Here is a 16,743-nt window from a genome sequence, read left to right as displayed (position 1 = left end):
CGGGGCCGTTCAGCGGGCGGGAGCCTGCATCGCCCGCGACCGGCTGTCGGTCATCCAGGTCCAGGCGCTGAGGATGATCTCGTCGAGCGCCGAATGCACCGGCTGCCAGTCGAGCGCCTTTTGCGCCGCCGACACGTCGGCCACCAGCAGCGGCGGATCGCCCGCGCGCCGCGGCGCGTTCACGCAACGGATCTCGCGACCGGTGACCGCGCGCGCCCGTTCGATGATCTGAGCGATGCTGGCGCCGCGCCCGGCCCCGAGATTGTAGGCCTGGTAGGTGCCGGCCACGCATCGCGACAGCGCCGCGACATGGGCGGTGGCGAGGTCGGTGACATGCACGTAGTCCCGCACGCAGGTGCCGTCCTGTGTCCCGTAGTCGGTGCCGAACACCGAAATGCTCGGGCGCTTGCCGTGCGCGGCCTGGAGCACAAGCGGGATCAGATGGGTCTCGGGATCGTGCTCCTCGCCCAGCTCGCGCTCGGGGTCGGCCCCGGCCGCGTTGAAATAGCGGAGCGAAATGGCACCCAGCCCGTGGGCGGCACAGGCGTCGCGCAGGATCTCCTCGCCCATCAGCTTGGTCCTGCCATAGGGATTGATCGGCCGCTGCGATGTGCCTTCGACGACCGGCAGTCGCTCGGGGATGCCGTAGGTCGCGCAACTGCTGGAGAAGACAATCGAGCCGATGCCGTGCGACTGCATCACCTCGACGAGCGTGATCATGCCGCCGACGTTGGTCCGGTAGTAGCGCGTCGGCTCGAGCATCGACTCCCCGACATAGGCCAGGGCGGCGAAATTGATGATTGCTTCCGGCCGGTGCTCGCGGATCGCCGTGGCCAGCGCCACGGGATCGTTGATGTCGCCACGGACCAGGGGTCCCCACTTCACGGCCCAGGGATGCCCAGTGTGCAGATTGTCGTAGACGATCGGCAGGTGGCCGGCGCGCGCGAGCGCCTTGCACGTATGCGAGCCGATATAGCCGGCGCCCCCCGCCACCAAAACACGCACTATGCCTTCCCCCACTCGAATGCCTTGCCGGCGATTAGCCTGCAGGCAGGATAGCTCAATTGCCCGAAGCGGTCCTGTCGCGCCGCCCGATCAGCGCTGGATCAGCGTGTCTCCCAGCACGAGAACGTCCATCCTGGTGCGCAGGAAGCAGTCGATAGCCTCCTCGGGCTTGCAGACCACCGGCTCGTTCTCGTTGAAGCTCGTGTTGAGCACGATCGGCACGCCGGTCAGATCCCGGAAGGCCGAAATCAGCCGCGCGTAGCGAGGATTGCCCAACCAGGTGACGGTCTGCAGACGCCCCGTGCCGTCGACATGGGTGACGGCCGGGATCTCCTTGCGCTTCTCCTCGCGGATGCGGAAGACCTGCATCATGAACGGCACGTCGTCGTCGGTCTCGAACCACTCGGGGACGGCCTCGCGCAGGATCGAGGGCGCGAAGGGGCGGAAGGACTCCCGGCGTTTGATCTTGAGGTTGAGGATGTCCTTCATGTCGGCGCGGCGCGGATCGCCCAAGATGGAGCGGTTGCCGAGCGCCCGCGGCCCCCATTCCAGCCGGCCCTGGAACCAGCCGATCACCTTGCCCTCGGAAATCGACTGGGCGGTGTGCCGGCAGAGCGTCGCCTCGTCGGCGATGCGCTCGATGGTGCAACCTGCGGCCTCGAAATCGGCGCGCCGCTGGGCGATCGCGGCCGCGATCTCGTCCGGCGTCGCCGACGGGCCCCAGTAGGAATGGTCCATCACGAAGTGGCGCTTCGCCATCGCGCCCTTGGTCTTGTGCCAGGTGGCGAAGGCCGCGCCGATCGCGCCGCCGGCATCGCCGCCGGCCGATTGGACGTAAAGCTTCTTGAAGGGCGTGCGCTCCAGCACCTTGCCGTTGGCCACCGAATTGTAGGCACAGCCGCCCGCCAGGACGACGGCATCGGCGGCGTAGCGCGCATGCAGCGCGTTCAGCAGGTGGAAGAAGGCGTTCTCGTAGGTCACCTGGGCCGAGCGCGCGATGTCGCGATGCCTGTCCTCGAGCGGCGCCGCCGGGTCGCGCGCCGGGCCCAGCAGCTTGACCAGCTCGTCACTCCACAGGCGGCCGCCGGACGGAATGCCGTCCTTCACCTGGTAGCTGGCGCCCTCGCCCGAGGCGTGGCGGAAGTAGCGCAGGTCGAGGGCAAAAGTGCCGTCGTTCTTGAGACGGACGATTTCCTTCATCTGCTCGACGTAGGCGGGCTTGCCGTAAGGCGCGAGCCCCATGACCTTGTATTCGTCGCCATAGTGCGGAAACCCGATGAACTGGGTCATCGCCTCGTAGAAGACGCCCAGCGAATGGGGGAAATAGACCCGGCCGTCGACCGAAAGATTGCCGCCCTCGCCCAGGCCCCAAGCCGCGGACGAAAAATCGCCGAAGCCATCGACCGAGACCGCCACGGCCTTCTCATAGGGCGACACCAGGAACGCCGAGGCCAGGTGGCAGAGATGATGCTCGACCGTGTGGGTGGTGCCGCGGAACTGCTGTTCCGGCAGATGCTGCCGGAGATTGCCCACGACGTCGGCGCGTTCGCCGCGATTGCGAAGCCGGCTCAGCACGTAGTTGAGGCTGACGCCGGAGGTCAGCGCATAGGCGAGCTTGCGCCAGCGATTGGCGGCGTTGTCGCTGTTGATCGCGACATGGTCGACCTCGGCCAGCGTGATGCCGGCCTCCCGCAGGCAGTAGCGGATCGCCTCGCTGGGGAAACCGCCCCAATGCTTGATGCGGCGAAACCGCTCCTCTTCGACGGCAGCGACCAGCTCGCCGTCCTTCACAAGACAGGCCGCCGCATCGGCATGATAGGCATTGAGGCCGAGAATGTAGGTCATGCAAAAAGGTCGGACACCGCGAAAACTGCGTCTGGCCGGGTGGTATAGATCAAATTCGGGGTCGGACCACCTTTTTCACCATCCTTGCAGTTTCTACCCCCTCCGGGCCGGGATCATGCACAGGCCATGCGTCACGGCAGTGGCTTGACGAGACCGGGACTTGCGATCAAACGGACTTCCTCGCGCGGCCCGTTTCCTCCCGGGCCCCGATCGCGTGCTCGACCGAGGCGCGGCGCCAGACTCGCCAAGTCGTTGATAAGTCGGATAAAACCCCTCGCTTCGATTCGAAAGGCTCTCGTTCATGTCCAAAAATGATCTCGTCGTCGTCACCGGCGCCGGTGGCTTTATCGGCGGCCATCTGGTCAAGGTCCTGCAGCAGCGCGGCCACACCAAGATCCGCGCGGTCGACGTGAAGCCGCTCGACGAGTGGTACCAGAAGACTCCGGGTGTCGAGAATCAGGTGGGCGACCTCGCCCTGCTCGAACCCTGCCGCAAGGCCGCCAAGGGCGCCGCGATGATCTACAATCTCGCCGCAGACATGGGCGGCATGGGCTTCATCGAAACCCACAAGGCCGAGTGCATGCTCTCGGTCCTCGTCAGCACCCACATGCTGGTCGCCGCCAAGGAAGCCGGTGTCCCGCGCTTCTTCTATTCGTCCTCAGCCTGCGTCTACAACGGCGACAAGCAGACCGACGCCAACGTCACCGCGCTCAAGGAAGAGGACGCCTATCCGGCCCTGCCGGAAGACGGCTACGGCTGGGAGAAGCTCTTCAGCGAGCGCATGGCCCGCCACTATCGCGAGGACTACGGCATCGCCACCCGCGTCGCGCGCTACCACAACGTCTACGGGCCGGAAGGCACCTACGACGGCGGCCGCGAGAAGGCTCCGGCCGCGATCTGCCGCAAGGTCATCGCCGCCAAGCTCTCGGGCAAGCACGAGATCGAGATCTGGGGCGACGGCGAGCAGACCCGCTCCTTCATGTATATCGACGACTGCACCGAGGGCACGATCAAGCTGGCGGAGAGCGACATCATCGAGCCGCTGAACATCGGCAGCGACGAGCTGGTCAGCATCAACCGGCTGGTCGACATCGTCGAGAAGATCGCCGGCATCAAGCTGAAGCGCAGCTACAAGCTCGACGCGCCGAAGGGCGTGCGCGGCCGCAACAGCGACAATACGCTGATCAAGAAGCTGATGAACTGGGCTCCGTCCATCCGTCTCGAGGACGGCATGGAGAAGACCTACAAGTGGATCCACGACGAGATGACCTCGGGCAAGGCCTCGGTCGTCAACGCCCTGCCCAAGCAGGCCCTCGCCGCCCAGTAAGGCCCGCGGCTTCCACCCATCATTTCCGGGCGCCGCGAAGGAAACTTCGCGGCGTTTCGCTTTCGGAAGAGGCCTTCACATCCTCCCCCATCTCTCGGGAGAGGAAGATGGCCAGGCCGCCCTCCCTGCCTGTACGGCCCTCTACCGCCCGACGCGGCTCACGGTACGATTGCTCTTCAGCAGCTCGTCGAAGAAGGCGATCGTTTTGGTGAGCCCGGTGTCGAGACCGACCTTGGGCTCCCATTTTAGCACCTCGCGCGCCAGCGAGATGTCCGGGCAGCGCTGCATCGGATCGTCCACCGGCAGGGGTGCGAACACCAGCTTGCCCTTGCCCCCGACCTTGTCGAGGATCTTCTCGGCGAGGTGGCGGATCGGCATCTCCACCGGATTGCCGATGTTGACCGGTCCGGTGAAGTCGTCCGGCGTGTGGTCCATCAGGCGCAGCCAGCCGTCGAGCAGGTCGTCGACGTAGCAGAAGGCCCGGGTCTGCATGCCGTCGCCGTAGATCGTGATGTCCTCGCCCTTGAGTGCCTGGACGATGAAATTCGACACGACGCGCCCGTCGTTGGGATGCATGCGCGGTCCGTAGGTGTTGAAGATGCGCGCCACCTTGATGCGCAGCTTGTGCTGGCGGTGGTAGTCGAAGAACAGGGTCTCCGCGCAGCGCTTGCCCTCGTCGTAGCAGGCGCGCGGCCCGATCGGATTGACGTGGCCGCGATAGTCCTCGACCTGCGGATGCACGGTTGGATCGCCATAAACCTCGCTGGTCGAGGCCTGGAAGATCTTGGCGCGCACTCTCTTCGCGAGCCCCAGCATGTTGATCGCGCCATGCACGCTGGTCTTGGTCGTCTGCACCGGGTCGTGCTGGTAGTGAACCGGCGAGGCCGGGCAGGCGAGATTGTAGATCTCGTCGACCTCGACGTAGAGCGGGAAGGTCACGTCGTGGCGCATCAGCTCGAAACGGGGATTGTCCAGGCAGGACATCACGTTGGCCTTCGTTCCCGTGAAGTAATTGTCGACGCAGAGCACGTCGTGGCCGGCCTCGAGCAGGCGCTCGCACAGATGGGAGCCCAGGAAGCCTGCCCCGCCGGTGACCAGAATCCGCTTGCCCATGGTGCCTCGTGAAATCGCCGTGTTTCGCGGCCGACACTAGGCGATCAAGCTCTTGAATTCACTTCAAAACCGCCGAAGGATGATGCTGCCCGGCTGCAACGACGGACGGGCGATTGGCAGGGGGAAGCGTTCTATGAGTATCGAGATGGTGGGCCTGGCCGACATCGTGCGCATCCATGGCGCGGCACGGCCGGACACGGTGGCGATCGTCTACGAAGGGCAGCAGACCAGTTACGGCACCCTCGACCGTGCCTCGAGCCGGATCGCCTCGGGTCTGGTCGCTGAGGGCGTCAGGCCCCAGGTCCGCGTGGCCCATCTCGACAAGAGCAGCGACGTCTTCTTCGAGCTGCTGTTCGGCGTCGCCAAGGCCGGTGCGGTGATGGTTTCGGTGAACTGGCGGCTGGCGCCGCCCGAGGTCCTGCAGATCGTCAACGACGCGGAGGCCGAGATCCTGTTCGTCGGCGAGGAATATTTCCCTGTCGTCGAGAAGATCCGCGACCAGCTGAAGAGCGTGCGCCGGATCGTGAGCCTGGGGTCCCGCCACGGCGCGTGGGAGGGCTTCGCCGAATGGCGCGACCGGCACCCCGACACCGATCCCCGCGTACCCGTCCGTTCGCAGGATACGGCCGTCCAGTTCTACACCAGCGGCACAACCGGATTGCCGAAAGGCGCGGAACTCACCAACGCCAACTTCGCCTGCATGTTCGAGCAGTGGACGGGGAGTTGGCTCATGAAACCCGGCACGCAGAACATCGTCTGCCTGCCGATGTTCCACATCGGCGGCGCCGGCTGGGCCATCGCCGGACTCTTTGCCGGGGCCACCAACCACGTGCTGCGCGAGTTCGTGCCGGCGCGGGTGTTGGAGACCATCCAAAGGGACCGGATCGAGGTCATGCTGCTGGTGCCCGCCATGATCCTCTTTCTGGTGCAGGCGCCGCAGATCCGCGAAACCGACCTGTCGAGCCTGCGCCTGATCGTCTACGGCGCGGCTCCGATCCCGGCCGAACTGCTGAAGCAGGCGATGGCGACCTTCGGATGTGGCTTCCAGCAGGTCTACGGTCTGACCGAGACCACCGGCGCCATCACCCTCCTCCCGCCGGAGGATCACGACCCGTCCGATCCGAAGAAGCTCCTGTCCTGCGGCTATGCCCAGGTCGGGGTCGAACTGCGCATCGTCGACGATGCCGGCGCCGACCTTCCCGCCGGACAGGTCGGCGAGATCGCCATTCGCTCGCCGCAGGTGATGCGCGGCTACTGGCGCCTTCCCGACGCCACGAAGCGCGCAATTCACGGCGACTGGTTCTTCACCGGCGACGCCGGATATCTCGACGAAAAAGGTTATCTCTTCATCTACGACCGGGTGAAGGACATGATCGTCTCGGGCGGAGAGAACATCTATCCGGCCGAGGTCGAGAGCGCGCTGTTCGGCCATCCTGCGGTCGCCGACGTGGCGGTGATCGGCGTCCCCGACGAACGCTGGGGGGAAGCCGTCAAGGCCGTCGTCGTGCGCAAACCGGACGCCGACGTGACGGGCGGCGAGCTTATCGGCTGGGCGCGCGAGCGCATCGCGGGCTACAAGCTGCCGAAGTCGGTCGATTTCATCGACGTCCTGCCGCGCAATCCCACCGGCAAGATTCTGAAGCGCGAGCTGCGCAAGCCCTATTGGGAAGGCCGCGACCGCAACATCAACTGATCGGCCCTGCTCGACCGCCCTGCGGACCCGCCTGCAAACGCGCCTCGAAATCCCGAAGCCACGGTTCTAGAAGAGTCCCATGTCCAATCTGCCCGACAATCTCACGCCCGTCCGCGCGGCCCACGTCTTCGACGAAGCCAGGCTCGCCGACTACATGAAGGCCCATGTCGAGGGCTTTCGCGGTCCGATCAGCGTCCTGCAGTTCGAGGGAGGCCAGAGCAACCCGACCTTCCACGTCACGGACGGGGCCGGGAACATGTACGTCCTGCGCAAGAAGCCGCCGGGCAAGCTGCTACCGTCGGCCCACCAGGTCGACCGCGAATACCGCGTGATCAAGGCGCTGGCGGACCACACCGACGTGCCGGTGCCCAAGCCCTACGCGCTCTGCCAGGACGATTCCGTGATCGGCACGGCCTTCTACATCATGCAGTTCCTGCCCGGGCGCGTCCTGGCCGACGTGAAGATGCCGGGCATCTCGCCGGCCGATCGCGGCAAGATATTCGACTCGATGAACGATGTGCTCGCGCGCCTGCACAACGTCGACTATCGCGCGGTCGGCCTCGGCGACTATGGCCGCGAGGGCCAGTACATCCAGCGCCAGCTGGCGCGCTGGTCGAGCCAGTACGACCTTGCCCGCACCGAGGACATCGAATCGATGGAAGCCCTCAAGAAGTGGCTGCCGGAGAACATCCCGCCGGGCGACGAGACGCGCATCAACCATGGCGACTATCGCCTCGGCAACACGATCGTCCATCCGACCGAGCCGCGGGTCATCGCCGTGCTGGACTGGGAGCTGTCGACCCTGGGACACCCCCTCGCCGACCTCGGCTACAACTGCATGATGTATCACTTCGGCGAGGGCTTCGGCGCGTCCGGCGGTTACGCCGGGAAGGACCTGAAGGAGTTCGGCATTCCCACCGAGCAGGAGTACCTGGCGGCCTACGCGCGCCGCACCGGCCGCAAGGAAGTGCCGGCCTGGGATTTCTACCTGGCCTTCTCGCTGTTCCGCCTCGCCGCCATCGTGCAGGGCGTCTACAAGCGCGGCCTCGACGGCAATGCCTCGTCGGAGACGGCCACCAAGTACGGCAACCGCGCCCGTGCGATGGCCGATCTCGCGTGGAAAATGGTCGAGAAGCGCGCCTGAGGCGCTCGCTCTTGTCATCCCGGGCGAAGGGAGGGATCTCTCGCTCGCTACGGCGTGCGCTAATCGTTCCGCAAGGGCCTTCGCTTGCGCTCGGGACGACAGAATAGCGTCACTCGTCGGTGTAGGGCACCATCGAGGCGTCGTTGCCCCTCGGACAGTTCTCGCTGTCGACCACGGAATTCGCCGGGTTGCGGAAGCGCTCGATGTCGTAGGGCGCGGATTCGCTGGGCGGCCGCGCCGGCGGCGTGCGCAGGGTCCACGACACCAGCCGCTTGATCACGCTGCCCAGCGCCTGGTCGAAAGCCTCGACGACCTTCGGCACCTTGTCGGCACGCGCCCGCACGCAGCGCTCGAAGGACGCGACGCCGATGATCTGGCGGTCGGGCATGCGCACCAGCTTGGCGATGATCCGCACCTTCACGATCGGCGGCTGGCCGTAATAGTACAGCGCTTCGAAATTGCGCAGGTCGGGCTGCAGCACGTAATTGGCGCGCAGGCCGATCGACTCGCGCGAAACGGCGACGATCTTGCGGGTGTTCTCGAAGGAATCGACGATGCGGGTCTGCACCATGAGCGGCGCCCGGTCGGTCCACGCCACCTTGGCGTAGTAGTCCGTCGAGGTCGGCGTCATGGCGATGGCGATGCGGCCGGTATTGAGGTTGGCCGCCGCCGCCGGCACCTCCACCGCCAGCTGCCAGTAGACTGCAGGCAGGTCCGAATCGAACGTGCTCTTGGGCGACACGGTGTAGAGGTCGGTCGGCTCCCCCGCCGAATCGACGGCACTCACGAACGAACAGCTCGACAGGAGAGCTAGGGCGGCCACGCAGGCCAGGCAACGGATCATTTCGGCGTGTATCCCTGCTTGCCGCTGAACACGAAGTTCGCGGGATCTCGCTCCAACCGTGTGGCGATGACGTTGAGATTGGCGGTGAGCTGGCGGAGGTCGCGTAGTGCGAGCGAGAACTCGGTCAGGCCGGTTTCGGTAAAATTCTTGATCGGACGGCTGTTGTCCGTCACGAGCTTGCTGAGCTGCCCTGCGGCGGAATTGATGTTGGCCAGGGCCGCGCGGGTTTCGTTCAGCGTCTTGCGCAACTCACCCGGGTCCTTGCCGGCCAGCGCCTTTCGGGTCTCCGCATCCTGCGGCCCGATCTCCTGGGCGATCAGGGTCAGCGAGGTGGTGAGACTGTCCAGCTTGGCGAAGGTCTTGCGGAACTCCGCGATGGCGCCCGGCAGCTCGGCCAGGGTGGTCTGGATCGCGACGTCGGACTTGGCGAACGCATTCGTCGCCGTCTGCAGGTTCTTCAGCGAGTCCGTGACCGCACCGATATTGTCGGGGCTCAACAGATCGTTCAGCCGGTCGACCGTCGTGCTCGCCTTGGTCAGAAGTTCCTGCGCGGAGGTCGAGGTTGCCTGCAGGAACGAGGCCCCCTCGCGGATTTCGGGATAGGGCTTGTCGCCCAGCTTCTTCTTGGGCTTCACCTGATCGACGTCGAGGCGACCGACGATCTGGATGAAGGGCGCACCGGCGATGAACGGCTTCTCGAACACCGCATACGACCGGTCGCGGATATCGATCGACCAATCGACGGCAACCGTGACCTCGATCTTTTCCGTGAGCCGCTCCCGACCGGTCGACCGCTGGGTATCGACCCGCGACGTGAGCTGGATGTTGGCGACGCGTCCCACCCGCAACCCGCGATAGAACACGGGCGAATCGTTGGTCAGCCCCTGCACGTCCCCGGAAAACAGGATGTCGTAGTACGCGTAGGAGGTGCGATCGCCGGCGCGCAGCTTCCAGATCACGAAGCCGGCCACCGCCGCCACGAACAGGATCATCGCCGCGCCGATCAGCACATAGGGCGATTTTCTTTCCATCGACTCTACTTATGCTCCTGCCGCGCTGCGCGACCCCGCGGTCCATGGAAATACTCCCGGACCCAGGGATGATCGTATTCCAGCAATTCCGCCATGGTACCCACCACGACGCGCTTGTCGAGGAGGACCGCGATCCGGTCGCAAATGGCGCTGAGGCTGTCGAGGTCGTGCGTGACCATCAGGATCGTGAGCCCCAGGTTGCGGGACAGGCCCTTGACGAGTTCGTCATAGTGGGAAGCGCCGATCGGGTCGAGGCCGGCGGTGGGCTCGTCCAGGAATAACAGTTCGGGATCGAGCGCCAGCGCCCGCGCCAGACTGGCACGTTTGCGCATGCCTCCCGAAAGTTCCGAGGGCTTCTTGTCCCCCGCATCCCCGGGCAGGCCGACCAGCGCGACCTTCAGGGCGGCAATCTCCCGCATCGTCTGTTCTTCGAGCCCGGCATGCTCGCGGATCGGTACGATGATGTTTTCCGTCACAGTGAGCGACGAGAACAGCGCGCCATCCTGGAATTGCACCCCCGTGCGGGCCAGCATCTGGCGCTTGGCCTTTCCGTGCAGGGTTCCGGTATCGACGCCCAGCATCTCGACCGTGCCTGCGCGCGCCTGGATGAGGCCGATGATCGTCCGCAGCAAGACGGACTTGCCGCTGCCCGAGCCGCCCACGAGCCCGACGATCTCTCCGCGAAACAAGTCGAAATCGAGATTGTCGTGGATGACTTTGTCGCCGAACTGGGTGCGGATTCCGCGCAGGCGCAGCACGACGTCGCGCCCGTCCCTGTGATCGGAAATCTGCCCGCCCTCGGCCAGCGGGGCCTTCGGCGGCAGATCCTCGCTGTTGGCCGGGGCTACCGCGGCCATCACACGCCCGCGAGCAGGAAGATGACCGAGAAGATCGCGTCGAGAACGATGACGCAGAAGATGGATTCGACCACCGACTTGGTCGTCAGCTGGCCGACGCTCTCGGCGCTGCCGCTGACCTGAAGCCCCTCGAAGCAGCCGATCACGGCAATCACGATGCCGAACACCGGCGCCTTGATCATGCCGGTGTAGAAATGCCAGGGCCCGACGGTGTCGCGCAAACGGTCGAAGAACTGCACGAAGGTGAAATCGAGATAGACCGTGCAGGCGACGGCGCCGCCCAGCAGGCCCGCCATGTCGCCCCAGAAGGCCAGCAGCGGCATCGAGATCAGCAACGCGGTGATGCGCGGCAGCACCAGCCATTCCACCGGGTTGAGGCCGATCGTGCGCATCGCATCGACCTCCTGGTTGACCTGCATGGTGCCGATCTGGGCGGTGAAGGCGCTGCCCGAGCGGCCCGCGACGATGATGGCCGTCAGCAGCGGTCCAAGTTCGCGGAACATTCCGATCCCGACCGCCTCGACGGTGAAGGTCTCGGCGCCAAACTGCTTGAGCTGCTGCACGCCCTGGTAGGCGATGACCACGCCGATCAGGAAGCAGAGCACCCCGACGATCACCAGCGCCCGGATCCAGACCTCGTACATCTGCCGCACCACGGCGCTCGGCCGGAAACGCTTGGGCTGCAGGATCGCCTCGACGACGACGACCAGGATCTCGCCGAAGAAGGCGCAGAGCTTGATGACCTGCTTGTAGAAATCGATCGTGCCGCGCCCGATCTCCTCGAGCCAGTGCGCCAACCAGTTGACGCGACGATCGGGGGGCGCGTCGCACATGTTCTCGCGCACGATCTTGAACAGCGCGGCCTGCGCCTCGTCGCGGGTTTTCACCTCGGCCTCGGGACCGCCGCCGGCCAGTTCCAGGATCTCGAGCGCGCCCGCGGTATCGACCTTCTCGAGCCCGGTGGCGTCGACCGTGCGCTGGCCCTTCGCACCGGCCCCGGCAGCCTGAAGCGCCTTCTCGGCCTTTTCACGGATGCCGCGCACGCTGAACACGGTCCACGTCCCGCCGACCTCGACGACGGACTTGCCCGCGCGCTCCGTGTAACGAATTGTGGGTTCCGCTTCGGCCATCCGCGAGATTAGTCGTCGCGCGGGTTCCTGCTGTCAATCTCCGAGCGCATTGCCTCGCCCCCGCGGCGCTGTCACCATCCGCACCGGAGGATTCGATGGGCAAATGGCCGCGTCTGGACAAGATCGAGATGATCGACGGTCCGATCGACAAAGACAGCTACGAAAAGCAGCTCAAGGGCCTGCAGCAGAGGCTCCTCGACCTCCATATCCACCATCTGCGGACCGGCGGACGAGTGATGATCTGCATCGACGGCTGGGATGCCGCCGGCAAGGGCGGACTGATCGAGCGGCTGGTTGCCGGACTGGAACCAAAATCGGTGCAGGTCCACCGGATCAGCGCGCCGACGGCCGAGGAACAGGGCAAGCACTATCTCTGGCGGTTCTGGAACCGGCTGCCGGCGCCCGGCAACTGGGCGATCTTCGACCGGACCTGGTATGGCCGCGTGCTGGTCGAGCGCATCGAAGGCCTGTGCGACAAGGCCGCCTGGAAGCGCGCCTATCGCGAGATCAACGAGTTCGAACGCCAACTCACCGACGACGGCGTGCGTCTGGTCAAGCTGCTCGTGCACGTGAGCGCCGAGGAACAGAAGCGGCGCATGATCGAGCGGCTGAGCAAACCCAGCAAACACTACAAGATCGGCCTGGAGGACTTCCGCAACATCGCCAAGCGCGAGCAGTATCTCGACGCCTACCAGGACATGCTGGAAAAGACCGACACGGTGCACGCGCCCTGGCATCTCCTGGCCAGCGACGAGAAGATGCACGCCCGGCTGGCGGGCCTGCAGATCGTGGCCGATGCGCTGGGCGAAGGCGTCACGCTTGAGGATCACGCGCTCGATCCGAGGATCGCCGAAGCGGCCTACGAGGCCTGGGGCTGGCGCCCCGAATCCGCCGACAAGGCAACGAAGAAAAAGTGACGATTCATCCGATCGATCGCCCGCTCAGGCCTGCGGCGCAGCCGCGAGAGCCGGCACGCGGAAAGTCGGCCTGACGCCGTCGCCGAGGCGCGCGGCGATCCAGGGCAGCGCCTCGCGCATCGCCTCCTCGAACTTCCAGGGTGGGTTGATCACGACGAGGCCGCACATCGCAAGCTTGCCTTCGGGCGTACGCGGCCCGAGGTCGAGCCGCATGTCGAGGCACTTGACCCCCGCCAGGGATTCAAGGAACCCCGCCACGGGCGCCTCGTCCTTGATGGGATACCAGATCGCGTAGCAGCCGGTCGCGAAGCGACGCAGGCCGTGGCGCACCGCCCGCGTGAGCACTTCGAACTCGTCGTTGGCCTCGAACGGGGGATCGATCAGCACCAGCGCCCGGCGCTCGACCGGCGGCAGCAACTCCTTCACCGCGTGGTAGCCGTCAGACTGGCGCACCTCGACCGCGCGGTCTCCGGCGAACTCGCGCTTGAGCTTGAGGGCTTCCTCGGGGTGCCTTTCGCAGGCGATGAACCGGTCGCCCGGCCGCAGGGCGGCCCGGATCAGGCGCGGCGAGCCGGGATAGCGATGCAGCGTCCCGCCAGCCGGTCCGAACTTGCGATCGTAGGCCTGGACGGCGGCGAGATAACGCGCGACCGCGTCGGGCATCCCGGTCCTGGGCTCGGCTATCAGCCGCCCGATCCCCGCTTCGGCCTCGCCCGTGCGGCGCGCCTGCGAACCGGCGAGATCGTAGCCGCCCGCGCCGGCATGGGTATCCAGCACGAACAGCTTCTTGTCCTTGGCCGTCAGCAGCCGGAGCAACTCGCAGAGCGCGGTATGCTTGAGCAGATCGGCGAAATTGCCGGCGTGAAAGCCGTGGCGGTAGTTCACGGAAGACTGGGCCCGGATTTGAGATGATTCCCCGGGCACGGTATGTGCTTCGGGCGCAGGACACTACATTTGAGGATCGAAATGGCCAACCACGAGCTGCACTCTTCGCCCGAGACCTGCCACTGGGGCTATTTCGACAGCCAGTTGGAGCCGCAGCTTCGCATCAAGTCGGGCGACACGGCCACCATCCACTGCGTCTCCGGCGCCGCCGAAATCCTGCCGGGCGAACCGTTCAACGTCCTGCCAGAGCATCGCGAAATCCTGGCCAAGCTGAAGCCGCATATCGGCCGCCACATCCTGACCGGCCCGGTCCATGTCGAAGGCGCCGAGCGCGGCGACGTGCTGGCGGTAGAGGTGCTCGACATCAAGTTCCGCACCAACTGGGGCTGGAACGTGCAGCGGCCGCTGATGGGCACCCTGCCCGAGGACTTCCCCTTCTTCCGCCTGACCCACATTCCGATCGATTCCAACCGCGGCGTCTGCACCATGCCGTGGGGCACCGAGATCGAACTGAAGCCCTTCTTCGGCATCATGGGCGTCGCCCCGCCGCCGGAATGGGGCCAGTGCAGCTCGGTCGAGCCGCGCGCCTTCGGCGGCAACATCGACAACAAGCACTTCCGCGTCGGCACGACCGTCTATTTCCCCGTCTTCGCCGACGGCGGCCTGTTCTCGACCGGTGACGGCCACGGAGTCCAGGGCGACGGCGAGGTCAACCTGACGGCGCTCGAGACCAGCCTCAGCGGCACCTTCAAGTTCACCCTGCACAAGGGCATGAAGCTCAACAACCCGCGCGCCGAGACCGCGACGCACTGGATCACCCACGGTTTCGACCAGGATCTCGACGACGCCGCCAAGGAAGCCCTGCGCGACATGATCCGGCTGATCACCGCCAAGACCGGCCTCAAGCCCGAGGACGCCTACATGCTCTGCAGTCTGCAAGCCGACCTGCACGTCACGCAGACGGTGGACGGCAACAAGGGCATCCATTGCATGATCGAGAAGAAGATCATCGGCGGCTAGATGCAGGCAGCCGCAAAGATACTGGGCGGTGTTGCGCTCCTGATCCTGTCGACTGAGTCTTTCGCGCAGGATTGGGTTCCGACGAAGCCTGTCTGGGATCAAGCGGTCCGAGTGGCCTGCAAGGAAACCCTCAGATACACCTGCACACTCAAGGGCGGGTGTTCGGTGAGTACCGGAGGCGCCAATTTCAAGATCGACTTCCGCCGCGACAAGGTCACTCCGGGTGGCCAGGGGGGAGCATGGGACATCAAAGGCAGAGCCTTTCAAACCTACCCGCTGGGGTCACCGACCAATCCGGCGATGTCGATCCTGCTGTCCGACGGCCGTGCTTTCAGATTTCTCTACAAGGCAAAAGGTCCTAACGGCCCATTCGACCTTGAAGGTCGCATGCTCGGAGAGGGCGACACGTCGGTGGAAGTATTTGAATTTTCTTGCCAAAGATATTGAGCTGCGAGCCCTTCGTCCGCGAAGATCGTCGCGACTGACAGCACGAACCGGGAAACGGACGAGCGGACCATGACGCACCTGCAGCTTCTCGACGAGGCGGTAGCCCGTCACAACGATGCCGAATGGTCCCGGCAGGCGCTGGAGCTGATCCGCAACGATCAGCGCCGCTCGGCCGATACGCATCTCCTGCGCCTCGACCTGCCGGTGCTCGACGGGATCGACGTCTATCTCAAGGACGAATCGACCCATCCCACCGGCAGCCTGAAGCACCGGCTGGCGCGCTCTTTGTTCCTCTACGGCATCTGCAACGGGCGGATCCGGCACGACACGCCGATCGTCGAGGCCTCGTCGGGCTCGACGGCCATCTCCGAAGCCTATTTCGCGCGACTGCTCGGCCTGCCCTTCCATGCCGTGATGTCGGCTTCGACCTCGGCCGAGAAGATCGCCGAGATCGAGCGGCGGCACGGCACCTGTCATCTCATCGCCGACGGAAGCGGCATCTATGCCGCCGCCGAGAAGCTCGCCGCCGACCTGAAGGGCGTCTACGTCGACCAGTTCACCTATGCCGAGCGGGCCACCGACTGGCGCGGCAACAACAACATCGCCGAATCGATCTTCGAGCAGATGAGCCGCGAGCCCCATCCCGTCCCCACCTGGATCGTGATGAGCGCCGGCACCGGCGGCACGACGGCCACGCTCGGCCGCTACATCCGCTACATGCGCCACGCCACCCGCCTCTGCGTCGCGGATCCCGAATACTCGGCCTTCTTCGAAGCCTTCTCGAAGGGCAACCTCCAGGCGACTTGCGATCGCGGTTCGCGCATCGAAGGGATCGGCCGCCCGCGGGTCGAGCCATCCTTCATGCCCAACATGATCGATCGCATGATGCGCGTGCCGGATGCGCAATCGCTGGCCGGCATGCGGGTGCTGTCACGACTGCTCGGCCGCAAGGTCGGCGGTTCGACCGGCACGAACTTCGTCGCGCTGTGCATCCTGACTTCGCGGATGAAGGCGGAAGGCCGCAAGGGCTCCCTGGTGTCGCTGATCTGTGACGGCGGCGAGCGCTACGGGCACACCTACTACAACGACGACTGGATCGCGGCCCAAGGCCTCGACCTCGCGCCGCACGAGCGCGCGCTGGAAGCGTTCCTCCAGGACGGCGAGGCCATCATCTAGGCTTAGCGTAAGGCGCGCGGCGCAGCCCTCTGCACCGGGGGCGCCACCGATCTGGACGGGACCGGCTGGTCGGTAAGCGGGTAGCGAGGCAGCTCGCTGATCTCCTGCGAACCCGGCATCGGAAGCGTCGCCTGGTTCTTCCAGTTCGGGCCGGCCGTCATGCCGCTGCCGCCGGCCACCGGCGGCCCGGACTCCTGCATTGTGCTGAAGTCGGAATTGAAGCGCTGCGGCTGGGCGTGGGCGACGCCGGTTGCGAGGATCAGCAGCACAGGCAAGGCCAGTTTCATCGAAGACTCCGGGTTCCGTTAC

Annotated in this window: 16 protein-coding genes; 7 read left to right on the top strand and 9 right to left on the bottom strand. The window is 65.5% G+C overall.

Going from position 1 to position 16,743, the window contains the following annotated elements; translation table 11 throughout:
• Window positions 1-9: 9 nt before the first annotated feature.
• Window positions 10-1,005, bottom strand: a complete 996-nt coding sequence (gene galE / locus LJ725_RS18970) for a UDP-glucose 4-epimerase GalE (RefSeq protein ID WP_329958378.1) — start codon at window positions 1,003-1,005, stop codon at window positions 10-12.
• 90 nt (window positions 1,006-1,095) lie between these two features.
• Window positions 1,096-2,850, bottom strand: coding sequence for a carbamoyltransferase family protein (locus tag LJ725_RS18965; protein WP_230552220.1), 1,755 nt, complete (start codon window positions 2,848-2,850; stop codon window positions 1,096-1,098).
• Window positions 2,851-3,151: 301 nt separating this feature from the next.
• Here LJ725_RS18965 and LJ725_RS18960 point away from each other — a divergent pair, with 301 nt between their 5' ends.
• Window positions 3,152-4,177, top strand: a complete 1,026-nt coding sequence (locus LJ725_RS18960; RefSeq protein WP_230552219.1) for an NAD-dependent epimerase/dehydratase family protein — start codon at window positions 3,152-3,154, stop codon at window positions 4,175-4,177.
• A 141-nt stretch (window positions 4,178-4,318) separates the two neighbouring features.
• On the opposite strand, the gene LJ725_RS18955 is transcribed toward LJ725_RS18960, so the two are convergent.
• Window positions 4,319-5,290, bottom strand: a complete 972-nt coding sequence (locus LJ725_RS18955) for a UDP-glucuronic acid decarboxylase family protein (protein WP_230552218.1) — start codon at window positions 5,288-5,290, stop codon at window positions 4,319-4,321.
• Between the two features lie 133 nt (window positions 5,291-5,423).
• Between LJ725_RS18955 and LJ725_RS18950 the strand changes: the two genes are divergently transcribed.
• Together LJ725_RS18950 and LJ725_RS18945 are read left to right on the top strand one after the other, a co-directional pair.
• Window positions 5,424-6,983 (top strand): fatty acid--CoA ligase, encoded by a 1,560-nt coding sequence (locus LJ725_RS18950; RefSeq protein WP_230552217.1) that lies wholly within the window; start codon window positions 5,424-5,426, stop codon window positions 6,981-6,983.
• A gap of 79 nt (window positions 6,984-7,062) precedes the next feature.
• A complete protein-coding gene (locus tag LJ725_RS18945) occupies window positions 7,063-8,127 on the top strand; it encodes a phosphotransferase (protein WP_230552216.1) in 1,065 nt (354 codons plus the stop codon).
• A gap of 109 nt (window positions 8,128-8,236) precedes the next feature.
• Here LJ725_RS18945 and LJ725_RS18940 read toward each other — a convergent pair whose 3' ends face one another.
• The 4 genes from LJ725_RS18940 to LJ725_RS18925 all read right to left on the bottom strand — a co-directional run bounded on the left by LJ725_RS18940 (window position 8,237) and on the right by LJ725_RS18925 (window position 11,989).
• Window positions 8,237-8,971 (bottom strand): ABC-type transport auxiliary lipoprotein family protein, encoded by a 735-nt coding sequence (locus LJ725_RS18940; protein WP_230552215.1) that lies wholly within the window; start codon window positions 8,969-8,971, stop codon window positions 8,237-8,239.
• On the bottom strand, window positions 8,968-10,002 hold the full coding sequence (locus LJ725_RS18935) for an MlaD family protein (RefSeq protein ID WP_230552214.1): 1,035 nt from the start codon (window positions 10,000-10,002) through the stop codon (window positions 8,968-8,970). Before LJ725_RS18935 ends, LJ725_RS18940 begins: the two co-directional genes overlap by 4 nt.
• 5 nt (window positions 10,003-10,007) lie before the next feature.
• Window positions 10,008-10,760: an ABC transporter ATP-binding protein gene (locus LJ725_RS18930; RefSeq protein ID WP_230552213.1), complete on the bottom strand. Its 753-nt coding sequence runs from the start codon at window positions 10,758-10,760 to the stop codon at window positions 10,008-10,010.
• Between the two features lie 98 nt (window positions 10,761-10,858).
• Window positions 10,859-11,989 carry an ABC transporter permease gene (locus LJ725_RS18925; RefSeq protein WP_230552212.1) on the bottom strand — a complete coding sequence of 377 codons (1,131 nt, stop codon included), beginning with the start codon at window positions 11,987-11,989 and terminating at the stop codon, window positions 10,859-10,861.
• Between the two features lie 95 nt (window positions 11,990-12,084).
• On the opposite strand from LJ725_RS18925, the gene LJ725_RS18920 reads away from it, so the two are divergent.
• On the top strand, window positions 12,085-12,906 hold the full coding sequence (locus LJ725_RS18920; protein ID WP_230552211.1) for a polyphosphate kinase 2 family protein: 822 nt from the start codon (window positions 12,085-12,087) through the stop codon (window positions 12,904-12,906).
• A gap of 24 nt (window positions 12,907-12,930) precedes the next feature.
• Here LJ725_RS18920 and LJ725_RS18915 read toward each other — a convergent pair whose 3' ends face one another.
• Window positions 12,931-13,791: a 23S rRNA (adenine(2030)-N(6))-methyltransferase RlmJ gene (locus tag LJ725_RS18915; protein ID WP_230552210.1), complete on the bottom strand. Its 861-nt coding sequence runs from the start codon at window positions 13,789-13,791 to the stop codon at window positions 12,931-12,933.
• Between the two features lie 81 nt (window positions 13,792-13,872).
• On the opposite strand from LJ725_RS18915, the gene LJ725_RS18910 reads away from it, so the two are divergent.
• The 3 genes from LJ725_RS18910 (at window position 13,873) to LJ725_RS18900 (ending at window position 16,434) form a co-directional block, all read left to right on the top strand.
• Window positions 13,873-14,811, top strand: a complete 939-nt coding sequence (locus LJ725_RS18910) for an acetamidase/formamidase family protein (protein WP_230552209.1) — start codon at window positions 13,873-13,875, stop codon at window positions 14,809-14,811.
• On the top strand, window positions 14,812-15,258 hold the full coding sequence (locus LJ725_RS18905) for a hypothetical protein (protein WP_230552208.1): 447 nt from the start codon (window positions 14,812-14,814) through the stop codon (window positions 15,256-15,258).
• Window positions 15,259-15,327: 69 nt separating this feature from the next.
• Complete coding sequence (locus tag LJ725_RS18900) at window positions 15,328-16,434, top strand: PLP-dependent cysteine synthase family protein (RefSeq protein ID WP_230552207.1); 1,107 nt, start codon at window positions 15,328-15,330, stop codon at window positions 16,432-16,434.
• A gap of 2 nt (window positions 16,435-16,436) precedes the next feature.
• On the opposite strand, the gene LJ725_RS18895 is transcribed toward LJ725_RS18900, so the two are convergent.
• Entirely contained in the window at window positions 16,437-16,721 is a 285-nt protein-coding gene (locus tag LJ725_RS18895) for a hypothetical protein (RefSeq protein ID WP_230552206.1), read from the bottom strand.
• Window positions 16,722-16,743 lie beyond the last annotated feature (22 nt).

The organism is Reyranella aquatilis (assembly GCF_020880995.1).
Taxonomy (GTDB): Bacteria; Pseudomonadota; Alphaproteobacteria; order Reyranellales; family Reyranellaceae; genus Reyranella; species Reyranella aquatilis.
The sequence above is the reverse complement of the archived record's forward strand: the minus strand, read 5'-3'. Positions and strand labels throughout refer to the sequence as shown.

Excerpts from the sequence above, each read along its gene's own strand:
- LJ725_RS18895 (WP_230552206.1), bottom strand. The coding sequence starts at position 16,721 with ATGAAACTGGCCTTGCCTGTGCTGCTGATCCTCGCAACCGGCGTCGCC.
- LJ725_RS18950 (WP_230552217.1), top strand. The coding sequence starts at position 5,424 with ATGAGTATCGAGATGGTGGGCCTGGCCGACATCGTGCGCATCCATGGC.
- LJ725_RS18955 (WP_230552218.1), bottom strand. The coding sequence starts at position 5,290 with ATGGGCAAGCGGATTCTGGTCACCGGCGGGGCAGGCTTCCTGGGCTCC.
- LJ725_RS18910 (WP_230552209.1), top strand. The coding sequence starts at position 13,873 with ATGGCCAACCACGAGCTGCACTCTTCGCCCGAGACCTGCCACTGGGGC.
- LJ725_RS18940 (WP_230552215.1), bottom strand. The coding sequence starts at position 8,971 with ATGATCCGTTGCCTGGCCTGCGTGGCCGCCCTAGCTCTCCTGTCGAGC.
- LJ725_RS18905 (WP_230552208.1), top strand. The coding sequence starts at position 14,812 with ATGCAGGCAGCCGCAAAGATACTGGGCGGTGTTGCGCTCCTGATCCTG.
- LJ725_RS18935 (WP_230552214.1), bottom strand. The coding sequence starts at position 10,002 with ATGGAAAGAAAATCGCCCTATGTGCTGATCGGCGCGGCGATGATCCTG.
- LJ725_RS18965 (WP_230552220.1), bottom strand. The coding sequence starts at position 2,850 with ATGACCTACATTCTCGGCCTCAATGCCTATCATGCCGATGCGGCGGCC.
- LJ725_RS18945 (WP_230552216.1), top strand. The coding sequence starts at position 7,063 with ATGTCCAATCTGCCCGACAATCTCACGCCCGTCCGCGCGGCCCACGTC.
- LJ725_RS18900 (WP_230552207.1), top strand. The coding sequence starts at position 15,328 with ATGACGCACCTGCAGCTTCTCGACGAGGCGGTAGCCCGTCACAACGAT.
- LJ725_RS18925 (WP_230552212.1), bottom strand. The coding sequence starts at position 11,989 with ATGGCCGAAGCGGAACCCACAATTCGTTACACGGAGCGCGCGGGCAAG.
- LJ725_RS18960 (WP_230552219.1), top strand. The coding sequence starts at position 3,152 with ATGTCCAAAAATGATCTCGTCGTCGTCACCGGCGCCGGTGGCTTTATC.
- LJ725_RS18920 (WP_230552211.1), top strand. The coding sequence starts at position 12,085 with ATGGGCAAATGGCCGCGTCTGGACAAGATCGAGATGATCGACGGTCCG.